General features: G+C 65.4%; 12 protein-coding genes and 1 riboswitch. Of the genes, 8 read left to right on the top strand and 4 right to left on the bottom strand.

Features of this window, described 5'->3' with window-relative positions:
* Positions 1-17 precede the first annotated feature (17 nt).
* A complete protein-coding gene (locus BMX92_RS06635) occupies positions 18-1,292 on the bottom strand; it encodes an MFS transporter (RefSeq protein WP_093013722.1) in 1,275 nt (424 codons plus the stop codon).
* Between the two features lie 115 nt (positions 1,293-1,407).
* Positions 1,408-2,208 carry a TrmH family RNA methyltransferase gene (locus tag BMX92_RS06630; protein ID WP_093013719.1) on the bottom strand — a complete coding sequence of 267 codons (801 nt, stop codon included), beginning with the start codon at positions 2,206-2,208 and terminating at the stop codon, positions 1,408-1,410.
* A gap of 130 nt (positions 2,209-2,338) precedes the next feature.
* Between BMX92_RS06630 and BMX92_RS06625 the strand changes: the two genes are divergently transcribed.
* Entirely contained in the window at positions 2,339-3,451 is a 1,113-nt protein-coding gene (locus BMX92_RS06625) for an AI-2E family transporter (protein WP_093014027.1), read from the top strand.
* On the opposite strand, the gene BMX92_RS06620 is transcribed toward BMX92_RS06625, so the two are convergent.
* Positions 3,420-3,938, bottom strand: coding sequence for a molybdenum cofactor guanylyltransferase (locus BMX92_RS06620; protein WP_093013716.1), 519 nt, complete (start codon positions 3,936-3,938; stop codon positions 3,420-3,422). The genes BMX92_RS06625 and BMX92_RS06620 overlap by 32 nt on opposite strands.
* 61 nt (positions 3,939-3,999) lie before the next feature.
* Here BMX92_RS06620 and BMX92_RS06615 point away from each other — a divergent pair, with 61 nt between their 5' ends.
* From BMX92_RS06615 to BMX92_RS06585, 7 genes are all read left to right on the top strand, one after another.
* A complete protein-coding gene (locus BMX92_RS06615; protein ID WP_093013713.1) occupies positions 4,000-4,902 on the top strand; it encodes a LysR family transcriptional regulator in 903 nt (300 codons plus the stop codon).
* A 110-nt stretch (positions 4,903-5,012) separates the two neighbouring features.
* Positions 5,013-5,465 (top strand): NAD(P)H-dependent oxidoreductase subunit E, encoded by a 453-nt coding sequence (locus BMX92_RS06610; protein WP_093013708.1) that lies wholly within the window; start codon positions 5,013-5,015, stop codon positions 5,463-5,465.
* Complete coding sequence (locus BMX92_RS06605) at positions 5,462-7,081, top strand: formate dehydrogenase beta subunit (protein WP_093013705.1); 1,620 nt, start codon at positions 5,462-5,464, stop codon at positions 7,079-7,081. The genes BMX92_RS06610 and BMX92_RS06605 overlap by 4 nt, the downstream gene beginning before the upstream one ends.
* Positions 7,078-9,924 carry a formate dehydrogenase subunit alpha gene (gene fdhF / locus BMX92_RS06600; protein WP_093013702.1) on the top strand — a complete coding sequence of 949 codons (2,847 nt, stop codon included), beginning with the start codon at positions 7,078-7,080 and terminating at the stop codon, positions 9,922-9,924. The genes BMX92_RS06605 and fdhF overlap by 4 nt, the downstream gene beginning before the upstream one ends.
* Positions 9,925-9,934: 10 nt before the next feature.
* Positions 9,935-10,240, top strand: coding sequence for a formate dehydrogenase subunit delta (locus BMX92_RS06595; protein ID WP_177184951.1), 306 nt, complete (start codon positions 9,935-9,937; stop codon positions 10,238-10,240).
* A 13-nt stretch (positions 10,241-10,253) separates the two neighbouring features.
* Positions 10,254-11,051: a formate dehydrogenase accessory sulfurtransferase FdhD gene (gene fdhD, locus BMX92_RS06590; RefSeq protein WP_093013699.1), complete on the top strand. Its 798-nt coding sequence runs from the start codon at positions 10,254-10,256 to the stop codon at positions 11,049-11,051.
* A gap of 69 nt (positions 11,052-11,120) precedes the next feature.
* Positions 11,121-11,332, top strand: a riboswitch (cobalamin riboswitch).
* Positions 11,333-11,499: 167 nt separating this feature from the next.
* Positions 11,500-13,338 (top strand): TonB-dependent receptor plug domain-containing protein, encoded by a 1,839-nt coding sequence (locus BMX92_RS06585; protein WP_093013696.1) that lies wholly within the window; start codon positions 11,500-11,502, stop codon positions 13,336-13,338.
* Between the two features lie 36 nt (positions 13,339-13,374).
* On the opposite strand, the gene BMX92_RS06580 is transcribed toward BMX92_RS06585, so the two are convergent.
* Positions 13,375-14,184 carry an ABC transporter substrate-binding protein gene (locus BMX92_RS06580; protein WP_093013693.1) on the bottom strand — a complete coding sequence of 270 codons (810 nt, stop codon included), beginning with the start codon at positions 14,182-14,184 and terminating at the stop codon, positions 13,375-13,377.
* Positions 14,185-14,275 lie beyond the last annotated feature (91 nt).

Raw genomic sequence — 14,275 nt, 5'->3', positions numbered from 1 at the left:
TGCCGAGAAGAAAAGCTTCAGGCCTTGCGGCTGGTCCACCACAGGCCGGCGAGGCTGATAAGCGCGGCGGCCGACATATAGAGGCCGACGAGGCCCACGCCCTGTACGCCGATCAGCCAGGTGGCGACGATCGGCGCCAGCGCGCCGCCCACGATCCCGCCCAGATTGAAGGCGAAGGACGCGCCGGTATAGCGCAACTGGATCGGGAAGAGCGCAGGCAGATAGGCGCCGAGCGGCCCGTAGATGAAGCCCATGACGAACAAGGCGAGACTGAGCGCGACGAAGATCGGCAGCAGCGCCGCCGTGCCGATCAGCGGGCCGAAGACGAGGCCCATCAGCACGGTGCCGACGCAGCCCCATGCCAGCGCATTGGTGGGCGTGGTCCGATCCGACCACCAGCCGGCCAGGACGATGCTGAGCGCCATGAACAGGATCGCGCCAAGCTGGATGGCGAGGAAGATTTCGCGGTCGATCTTGAGCGCGGTGGTGCCATAGCCGAGCGCAAAGGCGGTCGCGATATAATAGACGGCGAAACAGGCGGCGCAGGCGAAGGTGCCCGCGATCGCCGCGCCCAGATGCGAGGACAGGAGCGTCGCCAGCGGCACGGCGGGTGGCGGCGTTTCCTTCTGCGCGGCGGCGAATTCGGGCGTTTCGGTGAGTTTCAGGCGGACCCACAGGCCCAGGATTACCAGCACCGCGCTGCCAATGAAGGGCAGGCGCCAGCCCCATTCGAAAAAGGCTTCGTCGGTCAGGAAGGCGCCCAGGATCAGGAACAGGCCGTTGGCGGCGATGAAGCCGACCGGCGCGCCAAGCTGCGGGAACATGCCGAAGCGCGCGCGCCAGCCGGGCGGGGCGTTCTCCACCGCCAGCAGCGCCGCGCCGCCCCATTCGCCGCCAAGGCCGAAGCCCTGACCGAAACGCAGCAGGCACAGGATGGCCGGCGCCCAATAGCCGATCATCTGATAGGTGGGCAGGAAGCCGATCAGCAGCGTGCAGCCGCCCATCAGCATCAGCGAGGCGACCAGCGTCGCTTTGCGCCCGATGCGGTCGCCATAATGGCCGAACACCGCCGCGCCGACCGGGCGCGCGAAGAAGGCGAGGGCGAGGCTGCCATAGGAAGCCATCAACTGCGCCGTGGGCGAGGAGGCGGGGAAGAAGAGGAAGGGGAAGATCAGGCTGGCGGCGGTGGCATAGATATAGAAGTCGTAAAATTCGACCGCCGTGCCGATCAGGCTGGCCGCGAGCACGCGCTTGTGCCGCCACATTTCGCCCATGCCGCTGGTTTGTGTCATCTCGCCTTGCCCCCGTCTTTCCCGCATTCTGTTCCGCCGACTGGTTCCCCGGCGGAGGCCGGGGTCCAGATCGAAGCGTGGAACTGGACCCCGGCCTTCGCCGGGGAACGCAATCTTATCCGCGCCGCCGCTTCTGATTCAGCAATTCATAGGCCATGACGGCGGTCGCCACCGCGGCGTTCAGGCTGTCGGCCTTGCCCAGCATCGGCATCTTCACCAGCTGGTCGCATTCGGCTTCATAGGATTCGGGCAGGCCCTGCGCTTCATTGCCGACCAGCAGGAAGCTGGGGCTGGCATAGCGCGGTTCCTGATAATCCTGTGTCGCTTTCAGGCTGGTGCCGATCAGTTCGCCCGGCCCTTCGCGCAGCCAGTGCATGAATTCGCCCCAGCGCGCCTGCGTGATCGACTGGGTGAAGAGCGCGCCCATGGAGGCGCGCACCGATTCGACCGAGAAGGGGTCGACGCAATCGTCGATCAGGATCAGGCCGCCCGCGCCCACGGCATCGCCGGTGCGCAGGATCGTGCCGAGATTGCCGGGATCGCGCAGCGATTGCGCTACGATCCAGATATCGGCCTTGCTGCGGTCGAGCTTGGCCAGCGGGGTCAGCCGGTCGCGATAGACGCCGACGACCGCCTGCGCATTATCCTTGCCGCTGATCTTGCTCAGGATGTCGGGGGTGGTTTCGATCACGTCGCCGCCATCGGCCTCGATCGCGTCGATCAGGTCCAGCGCCAGCGGATGCGTCGACCCGGCGTGGAACAGCATTTCGGGCAGGACGCCCTCTTCGCGCGCTTCGGTGAGGATGCGCAGCCCTTCGGCGAGAAACAGCCCTTCGGCCTTGCGATATTTCTTTTCCCGCAGCGATCGGACGCGCTTCACCAGCGGGTTGGAAAATCCGGTGATTTCGCGTGCCACTATGTCTGCTGGTCCCAAAGAGCGCAAGGAAGCGGCCTCTCTACCGGGCGAATCGGGAAAAGGACAGGGGAAAGCCGTTGAGGATCGTTCGGCGATGGATTTGGATCCTAAATTTTGCGAAGACATGGATATGGACACCCCACCGCCCCCGCTGAATGTCTCGCCCAAAATCGAGGATGGCTTCTTTCTTGGCGTCGTGCTGGTCGTATCGATCGCCTTCGCCATGGTCATCGAGCCGTTCTTCGCGGCCGTGCTGTGGGGTGTGATCGCGGCGATCGTGTTCGCGCCGCTCAACCGGCAGATATTGTCGGCGATGCCCCGACACCGGAACGGCGCGGCGCTGATCACTCTGTTCCTGATATTGGCGGTGGTGATCGTCCCGGCCTTCGTGCTGGGTGGCGCGCTGTTGCAGGAAGCGGCCTATTTCTATGGCAAGATCCAGTCGGGGGAGATCAACTTCGTCCGGTTGTTTTCCGAAACGGTCGCCAGCATGCCGGACTGGCTGCGCCCCTATCTGCGGCGACTGGGCTTAGGCAATTTCTATGCGGCGCAGGAACTGGTGACGAAGGGCGTGACCAGCAGTTTCCGCACGCTGGCGGCGCAGGCTTTCCAGATCGGGCAGAGCGCTTTCAGCTTCATGGTGGGGCTGGGCGTGATGCTCTACCTCACCTATTTCCTGCTGCGCGATGGCGAGGCGCTGTCGCAGCGTATCGCCGCCGCCGCGCCGCTTCGGCCGGGCCAGCGGCAGGCGCTGATCGAGCAATTCGTCATCGTCATCCGCGCGACGATCAAGGGCAGCATCGTCGTCGCCATCGTGCAGGGGCTGATCGGCGGTCTGGTCTTCTGGGGGCTGGGCATTCAGGGCGCCTTGCTGTGGGGCGTGCTGATGGGCGCTTTCTCCCTGCTGCCGGCGGTGGGGACGGGCCTGATCTGGGTGCCGGTCGCCATCTATCTGTTCGCGACCGGGGCGATCTGGAAAGCGATCATATTGGTGGCGTGCGGCGTGCTGGTGATCGGCATGGTCGACAATGTGCTGCGCCCGATACTGGTCGGCCGCGACACGCGCATCCCCGACTATGTGGTGCTGATCTCCACGCTGGGCGGAATCGAGCTGTTCGGTTTCAACGGCATCATCATCGGCCCGGTGATCGCGGCTTTGTTCATCGCGACCTGGAATATCTTCACCAAAATGCGGCGCGCAGATGTGGGTGTCACAGACGCGCCAGATCTTCCGGCCGGTTGATATTGGGCAGGATCAGGCCGGGCATGTCCACCGTCCGCGCGCCGATCCGGTCCAGCCAGCCATAGATGGACCGGCTATTTTCTTCATTCAGGTGCGCGTCCAGTTCGAACGCCAGAGTTGCAGGCCACCAGCCGAGCAGTTGCTGGCCTTTCAGAATTGCGGGTCGATCGCCGATCAGGGCGGCGGGCAGCATGTCGGGATAGAGCGGCATGTCGCAGCCGGTGGTCAGCACGCCGACAAAGCCATGGCTGAGCGCATGGTGCAGCGCTGCATTGAGGCCGCCCAATGGTCCCATGTCGGGATAAGGCCGGTCGGCAAGGCCATCCGCCCGGCCGCAGATCACCAGTTCGGCGACATGGGGGGCGAGGCTGGCGCTGGCATGATCGAGCAAAGTTTTGCCGTTCAGCAGGGCCATCGCCTTGTCGCTGCCAAAGCGGCTGGAGCGTCCACCCGCGAGCACCGCGCCCAATATCGGTCCGTTGCGCATCTGTGCCTCCTTGATAGCTCTCCTCTATAAAGAGGATGCCAACTGCCTTATAGCAGATGTCATGCAGACCCGCCTTGTCGAATATTTTCTGGCGCTGGAGCGCGAAGGCCATTTTGCGCGCGCCGCCGCGCATTGCAATGTGTCGCAACCGACGCTGTCGGCTGGCATCGCCACGCTGGAGGCGCAGCTGGGCAAAAGGCTGATCCGGCGCGACCGCAAATATGCCGGGCTGACGGCGGAGGGGGAGGCGATCCTGCCCTGGGCGCGGCAACTGGTAGCGGCGGCCGAAGCGCTGGGGCAGGCGGCGGAAACGGCGCGGGGGCCGTTGAAGGGAGAATTGCGGCTGGGGGCTATTCCGGCGGCGATGCCCGCGATCGGCTGTCTGGCCGAAGCGATGCTGGCGCGCTATCCGGGGCTGAATATCTCGGTACGGGCGCTGACATCGCGGCAGATCGAGCGGGAGCTGGCGGCGTTCGAACTGGATGCGGGGCTGACCTATCTGGATTTCGAGCCGCCTGCCCATGCGCTGTCGGTGCCGCTCTATGTCGAGCGGACGATGCTGGTCAGTGCGTTGGGGGGCGTGGCGGTTCCCGATGTGATCGACTGGGCCGTTCTGGCGCGGCTGCCGCTGTGCCTGCTGCATCAGGGGATGCAGAACCGGCGGATTCTCGACGCGCGACTGGCCGAACGCGGGCTGGTGCTGCGGCCGCTGGTGACGGCGGATAGCTATGTCGCGCTGCTGGGACTGGTGCAGCAGGGGCGGCTCTGTTCGATCATCCCGGATAGCCATGCGACCTTGCTCGATGGGCTGAACTGGGCGCGGATACACGCCATGCCGGACACGGAGGAAGGCAGCCGCGTGGGGGTGATCGTGTCGGACAGCGCGCCGATGGGGCCGTTGGCGCAGGCAGTGCTGGCGGTGGCGCGATCGCTGCGCCTGCCGCCGGGCTTTCGGACCTCTTGATAGAGTTTTCCTATCAGCCATTACGGGCTTCGATTTGACGCTGATCCGGCGCGCGCGCAGGATCATGCGCAAAATCAGCCGCAAAAGGCAGGCCAGAAGGCAGGGTAGAGATGGAAGATTTTGTCACGGAGTGGACCGCGCGCCATGGCGCGACGCGCGACCGGCTGTTGCCGTTGCTCCACGCGATGCTGGAAGAGGCAGGCTATATCGACGATGCGCTGGTCCCGGCGATCGCGCGGGCGCTGAACCTCAGCCGGGCCGATGTGCATGGCGTCATCACCTTCTACCATGATTTCAGGCGCACCGCGCCGGGGCGTCATGTGGTGAAGCTGTGCCGTGCGGAAAGTTGTCAGGCGCGGGGCGGCGCGGCGATCGAGGCGGCGGCGGCCAAGCGGCTGGGCGTGGCGATGGGCGAGGTGCGGGCCGACGGGCAGGTGGCGCTGGAGCCGGTCTATTGTCTGGGCCTGTGTGCGATCGGCCCCAATGCGCTGGTCGACGGGCGGCCGGTGGGGCGGATCGACGCGGCGGTGCTGGAGCGGATCGCGCTGGAGGTGGCGGCATGAGCCGGGTCTTTGTCAGCCGCGACATGGCATCGGTGGCGCTGGGCGCGGACGATGTGGCGCGCGCCTTTGCCGCGGCCGGGTGCCAGGTGGTGCGCACCGGATCGCGCGGGCTGTTCAACATCGAGCCTCTGGTCGAGGTGGAGACGGAGGAAGGGCGGATCGGCTTCGGGCCGGTCGGGCCGGCTGATGTGGCGGCGGTGCTGGATGGCAGCCATGCGAACCGGCTGGGCCGGATCGAGGATCTGCCCTTCTTTGCGGGGCAGCAGCGGTTCACCTTTGCCCGTTGCGGCATCATCGATCCGGTCGACCTGAATGATTATGCGGCGCATGGCGGCTGGCTGGGGCTGGAAAAGGCGCGGGCGCTGGCACCGCAACAGGTGGTCGATGCGGTCAAGGCATCGGGCCTGCGCGGGCGCGGCGGGGCGGGCTTTCCCACCGGGATCAAATGGCAGACCGTGCTGGATGCGCCCGCTGGCGACAAGTTCATCGTCTGCAACGCCGACGAGGGCGACAGTGGCACCTTTGCCGACCGAATGCTGATGGAGGGCGATCCCTATTGCCTGATCGAAGGCATGGCGATCGCCGCCCATGCGGTCGGCGCGGGCCATGGCTATATCTATATCCGGTCCGAATATCCCTTCTGCGTCGCGACGATGCGCGCGGCGATCGAGGCGTCGGCGCATCTGGTCGCGCCGTTCGTGCTGGAGGTGCGCGAGGGCGCGGGCGCCTATGTCTGCGGCGAGGAGACGGCGCTGCTCGATTCGATCGAGGGCAAGCGCGGGCAAGTGCGGGCCAAGCCGCCTTTGCCGGCCTTGCAGGGGCTGTTCGGCCGGCCGACCGTCATCAACAATGTGCTGTCGCTGGCGGCCGTGCCATTCATTTTGAGCGAAGGCGCGGAGGCTTATGCGGCGGTGGGCTTCGGCCGGTCGCGCGGGACGATGCCGGTGCAACTGGCGGGCAATGTGCGGCATGGCGGGCTGTACGAGATCGGTTTCGGCATCACGCTGGGCGAACTGGTGAACGAGATTGGCGGCGGTACGGCGAGCGGGCGACCGGTGCGCGCGGTGCAGGTGGGCGGGCCGCTGGGCGCCTATTTCCCGCCGAGCATGTTCCATCTGCCGTTCGACTATGAGGCGTTCGCGCAGGCGGGCGGGCTGATTGGTCATGCCGGGATTACCGTGTTCGACGACAGTGTCGACATGGCGCATATGGCGCGCTTCGCGATGGAATTCTGTGCGGCGGAAAGTTGCGGCAAATGCACGCCGTGCCGGATCGGATCGACGCGCGGGGTGGAGATCATGGATCGGATTATAGCGGAGAGGGACATTACAGCACCCGTTCGCCCTGAGCCTGTCGAAGGGCGCGCGCGTGCTTCGACAAGCTCAGCACGAACGGAGGGGGGATATTTAGGTAAGGCCCTCTATTCCCGCGCGCCGGATCGGATCGATGTTTCGATCGAAGCGCAGACCAATCTGCTGCGCGATCTGGCCGATACGATGAAATATGGCTCGCTCTGTGCGCTGGGGGGCTTCACGCCCTATCCGGTGCTGAGCGCGCTCGACCATTTTCCCGAGGATTTCGGCGCATCTGCGCCCGTAAAGGAGGCCGCGGAATGAGCTTTTCCCGCGAAACCGACCATGGCACGCCGCCCGTGCTGGCGACCGGCAAGAGCGTCACCCTGACCATCGATGGGCAGAGCGTGACCTTGCCCGAAGGCACCAGCATCATGCGCGCGGCGTCTCTGCTGGGCGGCTCCATCCCCAAATTATGCGCAACCGACAATGTCGAGAGTTTCGGTTCCTGTCGTCTTTGTCTGGTCGAGGTGGAGGGGCGCAACGGCTATCCCGCGTCCTGCACGACGCCCGTTGCCGAGGGCATGGTGGTGCGCACCCAGACCGACCGGCTGAAGCAGTTGCGGCGCGGGGTGATGGAACTCTATATTTCCGATCATCCACTCGATTGCCTGACCTGCGGCGCCAATGGCGACTGCGAATTGCAGGATCAGGCGGGCGCGGTGGGCCTGCGCGATGTGCGCTATGGCTATGATGGCGCGACCAATATGGGGCAGGCGAAGGACCAGTCGAACCCCTATTTCGATTTCGATCCCAGCAAGTGCATCGTCTGTTCGCGCTGCGTGCGGGCGTGCGAGGAAGTGCAGGGCACGTTCGCGCTGACGATCGAGAATAAGGGGTTTGAATCCAAGGTTTCGCCGTCGCAGGGCGAGGATTTTCTGGGGTCCGAATGCGTGTCCTGCGGGGCGTGCGTGCAGGCCTGCCCGACCGCGTCCCTCATCGAGAAGAAGGTGGTGGAAAGCGGCACGCCGGACCGGGCCGTCGTCACCACCTGCGCCTATTGCGGGGTCGGCTGCACCTTCCGCGCGGAAATGCGGGGGGAGGAACTGGTGCGGATGGTGCCGTGGAAGGACGGCAAGGCCAATCGCGGCCATAGCTGCGTCAAGGGCCGCTTCGCCTGGGGCTATGCCCAGCATCAGGACCGGATCCTGAACCCCATGATCCGCGCATCGGTGGACCAGCCCTGGCGCGAAGTGTCGTGGGAGGAGGCGATCGCCCATACCGCCAGCGAGTTCCGGCGGATACAGGCGAAATATGGCACCCGCTCGATCGGTGGCATTACCTCCAGCCGCTGCACCAATGAGGAAACCTTCCTCGTCCAGAAGCTGATCCGGCAGGGGTTCGGCAATAATAATGTCGATACCTGCGCGCGCGTCTGCCACTCGCCGACCGGCTATGGCCTGAGCCAGACTTTCGGCACGTCGGCGGGGACGCAGGATTTCGACAGCGTGATGCAGGCGGACGTCATCCTCGTCATCGGCGCCAATCCGACCGATGGGCATCCGGTGTTCGCCAGTCGCATGAAGAAACGGCTGCGGCAGGGGGCGAAGCTGATCGTCATCGATCCGCGCCGCACCGATCTGGTGCAATCGCCGCACATCGCGGCGGAACATCATCTCCCCTTACGGCCCGGCACCAATGTCGCGATGCTGACCGCGATCGCCCATGTGGTCGTGACCGAGAAGCTGTATGACGAAGCCTTCATCCGCGAACGGTGCGACTGGGACGAGTTCATGGACTGGGCGGAGTTCGTATCGGAAGCGGCGCGTTCGCCCGAGGCGATCGCGCCGCTGACGGGCGTGAAGGCGGATGATGTGCGGGCGGCCGCGCGGCTCTATGCCACCGGGGGCAATGGCGCGATCTATTATGGGCTGGGCGTCACCGAACATTCGCAAGGGTCATCGACCGTCATGTCGATCGCCAATCTTGCCATGGCGACGGGCAATGTCGGGCGCGAGGGCGTAGGCGTGAACCCGCTGCGGGGGCAGAATAATGTGCAGGGCGCCTGCGACATGGGCAGCTTCCCGCATGAGTTTAGCGGTTATCGCCATGTGTCGGATGATGCCACGCGCAGCCTGTTCGAACGGACATGGGGCGTTGCGCTGGATGCCGAGCCGGGCCTGCGCATCCCCAATATGCTGGACGCCGCGACCGACGGCACGTTCAAGGGGCTGTTCGTGCAGGGTGAGGATATCCTCCAGTCCGACCCCAATACCCATCATGTCGCGGCGGGGCTGGCGGCGATGGAATGCGTGGTGGTGCAGGATCTGTTCCTCAATGAAACCGCCAATTATGCCCATATCTTCCTGCCCGGATCGACCTTCCTGGAGAAGGACGGCACCTTCACCAATGCCGAACGGCGCATCCAGCGGGTGCGCAAGGTGATGGCGCCGCTCAACGGTTATGCCGACTGGGAGATCGTGCAACTGGTGGCGAACGCCATGGGGCTGGCCTGGACCTACGATCACCCCTCGCAGATCATGGACGAGATTGCGGCGCTGACCCCGACCTTTGCGGGCGTCAGCTATGATCGGCTGGAGGCGGAAGGATCGCTGCAATGGCCGGCCAATGACGCTGCGCCGGACGGCACGCCGACGATGCACCGGGACGGCTTCGTGCGGGGGAAGGGCAAGTTCGTCGTCACCGACTATGTGCCGACCGATGAGAAGACCGGGCCGCGCTTCCCGCTGCTGCTGACCACCGGGCGCATTTTGAGCCACTATAATGTTGGCGCGCAGACGCGGCGGACGGCCAACACCGCCTGGCATCCGGAGGACCGGCTGGAGATGCATCCCAGCGATGCGGACAATCGCGGCCTGAAGGATGGCGACTGGGTGACGCTGCGCAGCCGGGCAGGGGAGACGACGTTGCGCGCGCTGATCACGGAACGGGTGGCGCCCGGCGTGGTCTATACGACCTTCCATCACCCGGAGACGCAGGCCAATGTCATCACCACCGACTATTCGGACTGGGCCACCAATTGCCCGGAATATAAGGTGACTGCGGTGCAGGTGATGGCCAGCAACGGGCCGAGCGACTGGCAGCAGGATTATGCCGAGCAGGCTCGCAACAGCCGCCGCATTGCGCCACTGGAAGCGGCGGAATAGGATCGGCCCCATGAGCGATGACACCCATGTCATGTCCACGACCGATCGGCTGGTCTATATGGCGCACCAGATCGCCCGCAACATGGCGATGATGGGCGAGGCGAAGGCAACGGAAGCGCTCGCCGAACATCTGACCCGCTTCTGGGACCCGCGGATGAAGGCGCAGATCATCGCCATCGCGCAGGATCAGCCCGAACGGCTCTCGCCGGTGGTGACCGCTGCCGTGGCCCGGATGGCGCAGGGGCGGCCAGCGCCGCAGGTCGATGCAGCGCAGTTCAATCGCGTAGACGAGGCTGGCCATTGCGACGCCGGATGAGTGCTTGCCGCTGATGGACGGGGAGAGCCTGAGCAGCCTGTCCTTCGACCGGCTGACGCCCGATGGCGGGACGGAAGCGATCACCCGGGCGCTGGCGGAGGAAGTGCCGGTCGCGATCGAATATAATGGCGCGGGCTATGCCGTGCTGATGGCGACGCCGACCGATATCGAGGATCTGGTGCAGGGGTTCAGCCTGGCCGAACGGCTGGTGACGCGCGCGGATGCATTGCTGGACGTCGATGTGCATCGGACCGACAGCGGCGTCATCGCGCGCGCGACATTGCCGCCGCACCGGACCGAGGGCCTTCTGGACCGGGTGCGGCATCGGGCGTCGGACAGCAGTTGTGGCCTGTGCGGCATCGAAAATCTGGAGCAGGCGATCCGGCCGCTGCCGCAAGTCACGACGACATCGCTGGCGGACCGCGCGGCGATCTTCCGCGCGCTGGAGGCTTTGCGCGATCATCAGCCGTTGAACGCGGCCACCGGCGCCGCCCATGCCGCTGCGCTGGTCGGCGCGGACGGCGCGATCCGGCTGGTGCGCGAGGATGTCGGGCGGCACAACGCCTTCGACAAGCTGATCGGCGCGATGGCGCGGCAGGGCATGGATTGGGATGGCGGCTTCGCGCTGCTGTCCTCACGCTGTTCCTATGAACTGGTGGAGAAGGCGACGCTGGCAGATTGCCCGCTGCTCGTCACCATTTCCGCGCCGACCCGGCTGGCGACGGAACGGGCGGCGGCGGCGGGATTGCCGCTGGTCGCGCTCGCCCGATCGGACGCGCTGTTGCTGCGGGGCAACGCTGTGGCGCTTTAATCGCGGCCTGCTTGGATTCGCCCCGGCTTTCCCTTACAGGGCCGCGCGTGGGGAGGGGCTGTTCTTTCCCTGCAAACAGATCGCGCCGGTGCCCGAAAGGGCTGAAAACGGGAATGCGGTGCGGGTGCGTGAGCGCCCAATTCCGTGGCTGTCCCTGCAACTGTAAGCGGATAGCGCGATGCATGGGGTCGAAAGACCGGCCACTGGAGTTATCCGGGAAGGCTGATGCATCGTGCAACGACCCGCGAGCCAGGAGACCTGCCGGCGCTTGGTCGCTCTGCTTTGGTCCAGGGGATGGCCGGGGCACGGTGGGTTTTCCGTCGAGCGACGCCGTGCGGCCGGGGCCGCATCGGGTTGCGGCGGGGCATGGCGTCATCCCTCCAACATCCGACCGCATGTGCGGACGCCCCGACCCTGACAGTCGCCATGCGACGCCATAGGGGCTTATATGTTGAAAATGGGAATATCGCTCGCGGCCTTGCTGGCGGCGACACCGGCATGGGCGCAGGAGGACGAGATCATCGTCACCGCCACCGGCATCGAACAGTCGCGCGACGACGTGGGGCAGGCGATCACCGTCATCGACGCGAAGACGATCGAACAGCGGCAGGCGACCGACATCGTCGACCTGCTGGCGACGACGCCGGGCGTGCGCTTCAACCGCAACGGATCGACCGGCGGCGTGACCAGCGTGTCGCTGCGCGGGGCGGAAACGACGCAGACGCTGGTGCTGATCGACGGGGTGAAGGTGAATGATCCCAGCGGCATCGGTGACGGCTATGATTTCGGCCATTTGCTGACCGCCAATATCCGCCGGGTCGAAGTGCTGCGCGGCTCCAACTCGGTGGTCTATGGCAGCCAGGCGATCGGCGGTGTCGTCAACCTGATGACCGGCACGCCGGCCGAAGGCTTCGCCGGTAACGCCTCGATCGATTATGGCTATGCCGATACGCTCAATGCCAAGGCGGACGTGTCCGGCACCGCCGGTATCGCGTCCGGCGGGATCGGCGCGGCCTATTACCGCACCGACGGCATTTCGTCGGCCGCGGGCGGCACCGAACGGGACGGCTATGAAAATATCGCCGCCAACGCCCGGCTGAAGCTGGCCTTCACCGACACCCTCAGCCTCGACCTGCGTGGCTATTATATCCATGCCGATCTGGACTATGACAGCTTCTTCGGCGCGCCCGCCGACAGCAGCGACGTGTCGAAGCTCGACCAATATGTCGGCTATGCTGGCGTCAATCTGGCGCTGCTGGACGGCAAGCTGACCAACCGCGCGGCCGTCACCTGGATGCGCAACGATCGCGACTATTATTTCGTGCGCGGCACCGACCCGGATTTTGGCTATTCGGGCACCAATCTGCGCTTCGAATATGAAGGCGTCTATGCCCCGGTCGATCAGGCCAAGCTGGTCTTCGGCTATGAGCATGAACGGCCCGATTATGATTATTTCGGCTTTGGCGACACGGCGAGCGCGAAGATCAATATCGACAGCGTCTATGGTCTGGCGATCGTGAAGCCCTTCACGGGTCTGGCCGTCACCGGCGGCCTGCGCCACGACGATCATAGCCAGTTCGGCGGTGCGACCACCTTTGGCGCGAACGCCAACTACACGCCCAATGGCGGCGCAACCAATATTCGCCTGAGCTATGGCGAAGGGTTCAAGGCGCCCTCGCTTTATCAGTTGTACGACACATGGAGCGGCAACCGCGCGCTGACGCCCGAACGGTCGAAAAGCTATGATATCGGCTTCGACCAGAGCCTGGATGGCGGCCGCGCGACCCTGTCGCTGACGGCGTTCCAGCGCGATACCCGCAACCAGATCAATTATGATTATGCCACCTTCACCTATGGCAATCTGGATCGCACCCGGGCTAAGGGCGTGGAAGCATCGGTTGCGCTGAAGCCGGTCGATGCGCTGACGGTGACGGGCAGCTACAGCTATGTCGATGCGCGCGATCGTTCGGCTGGCGCGGCGATCTATGGCAATCGCCTTGCCCGCCGCGCGGCCAATGCTGTCAGCCTATCGGCGGATTATGACTGGTTCTTCGGCCTGTCGACGGGCGCGACCGTCACCATGGTCGGCGACAGTTTCGACGATGCGGCGAATACGCGGCGGCTGGACGGCTATGCGCTGGTCGGGCTGCGGGCGTCCCTGCCGGTCGGCGATCATCTGGAGGTCTATGGCCGCATCGACAATCTGTTCGATGAAGGATACGCCACGGCCTATGGCTATAATACCTTCGGCCGCGCCGCTTATGGCGGGGTGCGTGTCCGTTTCTGATCGTTACAGGGAAGGGCGGGCGTGATGCCCGCCTTTTCAGCGTGGCGCGTTCAGGCGCGCCGTGATGGCGCGCGCGGCCTGCACATAGGCGGGGCCGCCGCACACGGTCCAGCTTTGTGGCAGGCTGATGCGCGGGATGCGGGCGAGGGCGGGATGGTGCAGCATCTCCGTACCCTGATCGACCACATGATCGGTGGCGCTTTCCACGATCAGCCAGTCGGGCCGGGCGGCGACCATTTCCTCCAGAGATACCTGCGCCAGCGCGGGCTTGCCGAGTTTCGCGGCGAGATTGGTGAGGCCCACCCGGTGCATCAGATCGTCGATCAAGGTGCCGGTGCCGGTCATATAGCCGCGCCGCTGATAATAGGCGGCCACGCCGCTGCGCCGGGCCTTTGGCAGGGCGGCAAGGTCGCGGTTCATGTGCGCGATCAGCTTTTCGCCCCGTTCGACATGGTCGACGGCGCGGGCGACCTGCCTGATCTGGTCGAGGATTGCGCCATAGCTGTCGGCGCTGGCGACGCCCAGCGTGCGCCACTGGCCCGGCGGCGCGCCGGCGACGGCGCCCGGACCCAGCGGGAAGCCGACCAGCAGGTCGGGCCGGATCGCCAGCACTTCTTCCGACGGACGGCGCAGCGTCCGATAACCGCGCGCTTTGTCTGCCGCCGCCGAAAGCTCGGGATCGCGGGCATTGCTGCTGAGCGCCGCAATCTGGCCGGGATCGGCGAGCGCCAGCAGATATTGATCGGCGCAGACATTGAGCGACACGATCCTGCGCGGGGGCAGGGGCGTGGTTGCGCCGGTCAGCAGGCAAAGGGCGGTCGCCGCGAGGGTCAGGGGCCGGATCATGGAAATGCTATCAATCCAATGGCACAGCGTGTTCCTGCGAAGGCAGGAACCCAGTTGAGAGGGTGGAACTGGTTGCGAGGAGTCACGTGCC

It is taken from the genome of Sphingobium sp. YR768 (assembly GCF_900111125.1).
Taxonomy (GTDB): Bacteria; Pseudomonadota; Alphaproteobacteria; order Sphingomonadales; family Sphingomonadaceae; genus Sphingobium.
The sequence above is the reverse complement of the archived record's forward strand: the minus strand, read 5'-3'. Positions and strand labels throughout refer to the sequence as shown.

Excerpts from the sequence above, each read along its gene's own strand:
- BMX92_RS06635 (WP_093013722.1), bottom strand. The coding sequence starts at position 1,292 with ATGACACAAACCAGCGGCATGGGCGAAATGTGGCGGCACAAGCGCGTG.
- BMX92_RS06620 (WP_093013716.1), bottom strand. The coding sequence starts at position 3,938 with ATGCGCAACGGACCGATATTGGGCGCGGTGCTCGCGGGTGGACGCTCC.
- fdhD (WP_093013699.1), top strand. The coding sequence starts at position 10,254 with ATGGACGGGGAGAGCCTGAGCAGCCTGTCCTTCGACCGGCTGACGCCC.
- BMX92_RS06580 (WP_093013693.1), bottom strand. The coding sequence starts at position 14,184 with ATGATCCGGCCCCTGACCCTCGCGGCGACCGCCCTTTGCCTGCTGACC.
- BMX92_RS06595 (WP_177184951.1), top strand. The coding sequence starts at position 9,935 with ATGAGCGATGACACCCATGTCATGTCCACGACCGATCGGCTGGTCTAT.
- BMX92_RS06615 (WP_093013713.1), top strand. The coding sequence starts at position 4,000 with ATGCAGACCCGCCTTGTCGAATATTTTCTGGCGCTGGAGCGCGAAGGC.
- BMX92_RS06625 (WP_093014027.1), top strand. The coding sequence starts at position 2,339 with ATGGACACCCCACCGCCCCCGCTGAATGTCTCGCCCAAAATCGAGGAT.
- fdhF (WP_093013702.1), top strand. The coding sequence starts at position 7,078 with ATGAGCTTTTCCCGCGAAACCGACCATGGCACGCCGCCCGTGCTGGCG.
- BMX92_RS06605 (WP_093013705.1), top strand. The coding sequence starts at position 5,462 with ATGAGCCGGGTCTTTGTCAGCCGCGACATGGCATCGGTGGCGCTGGGC.
- BMX92_RS06585 (WP_093013696.1), top strand. The coding sequence starts at position 11,500 with ATGTTGAAAATGGGAATATCGCTCGCGGCCTTGCTGGCGGCGACACCG.
- BMX92_RS06610 (WP_093013708.1), top strand. The coding sequence starts at position 5,013 with ATGGAAGATTTTGTCACGGAGTGGACCGCGCGCCATGGCGCGACGCGC.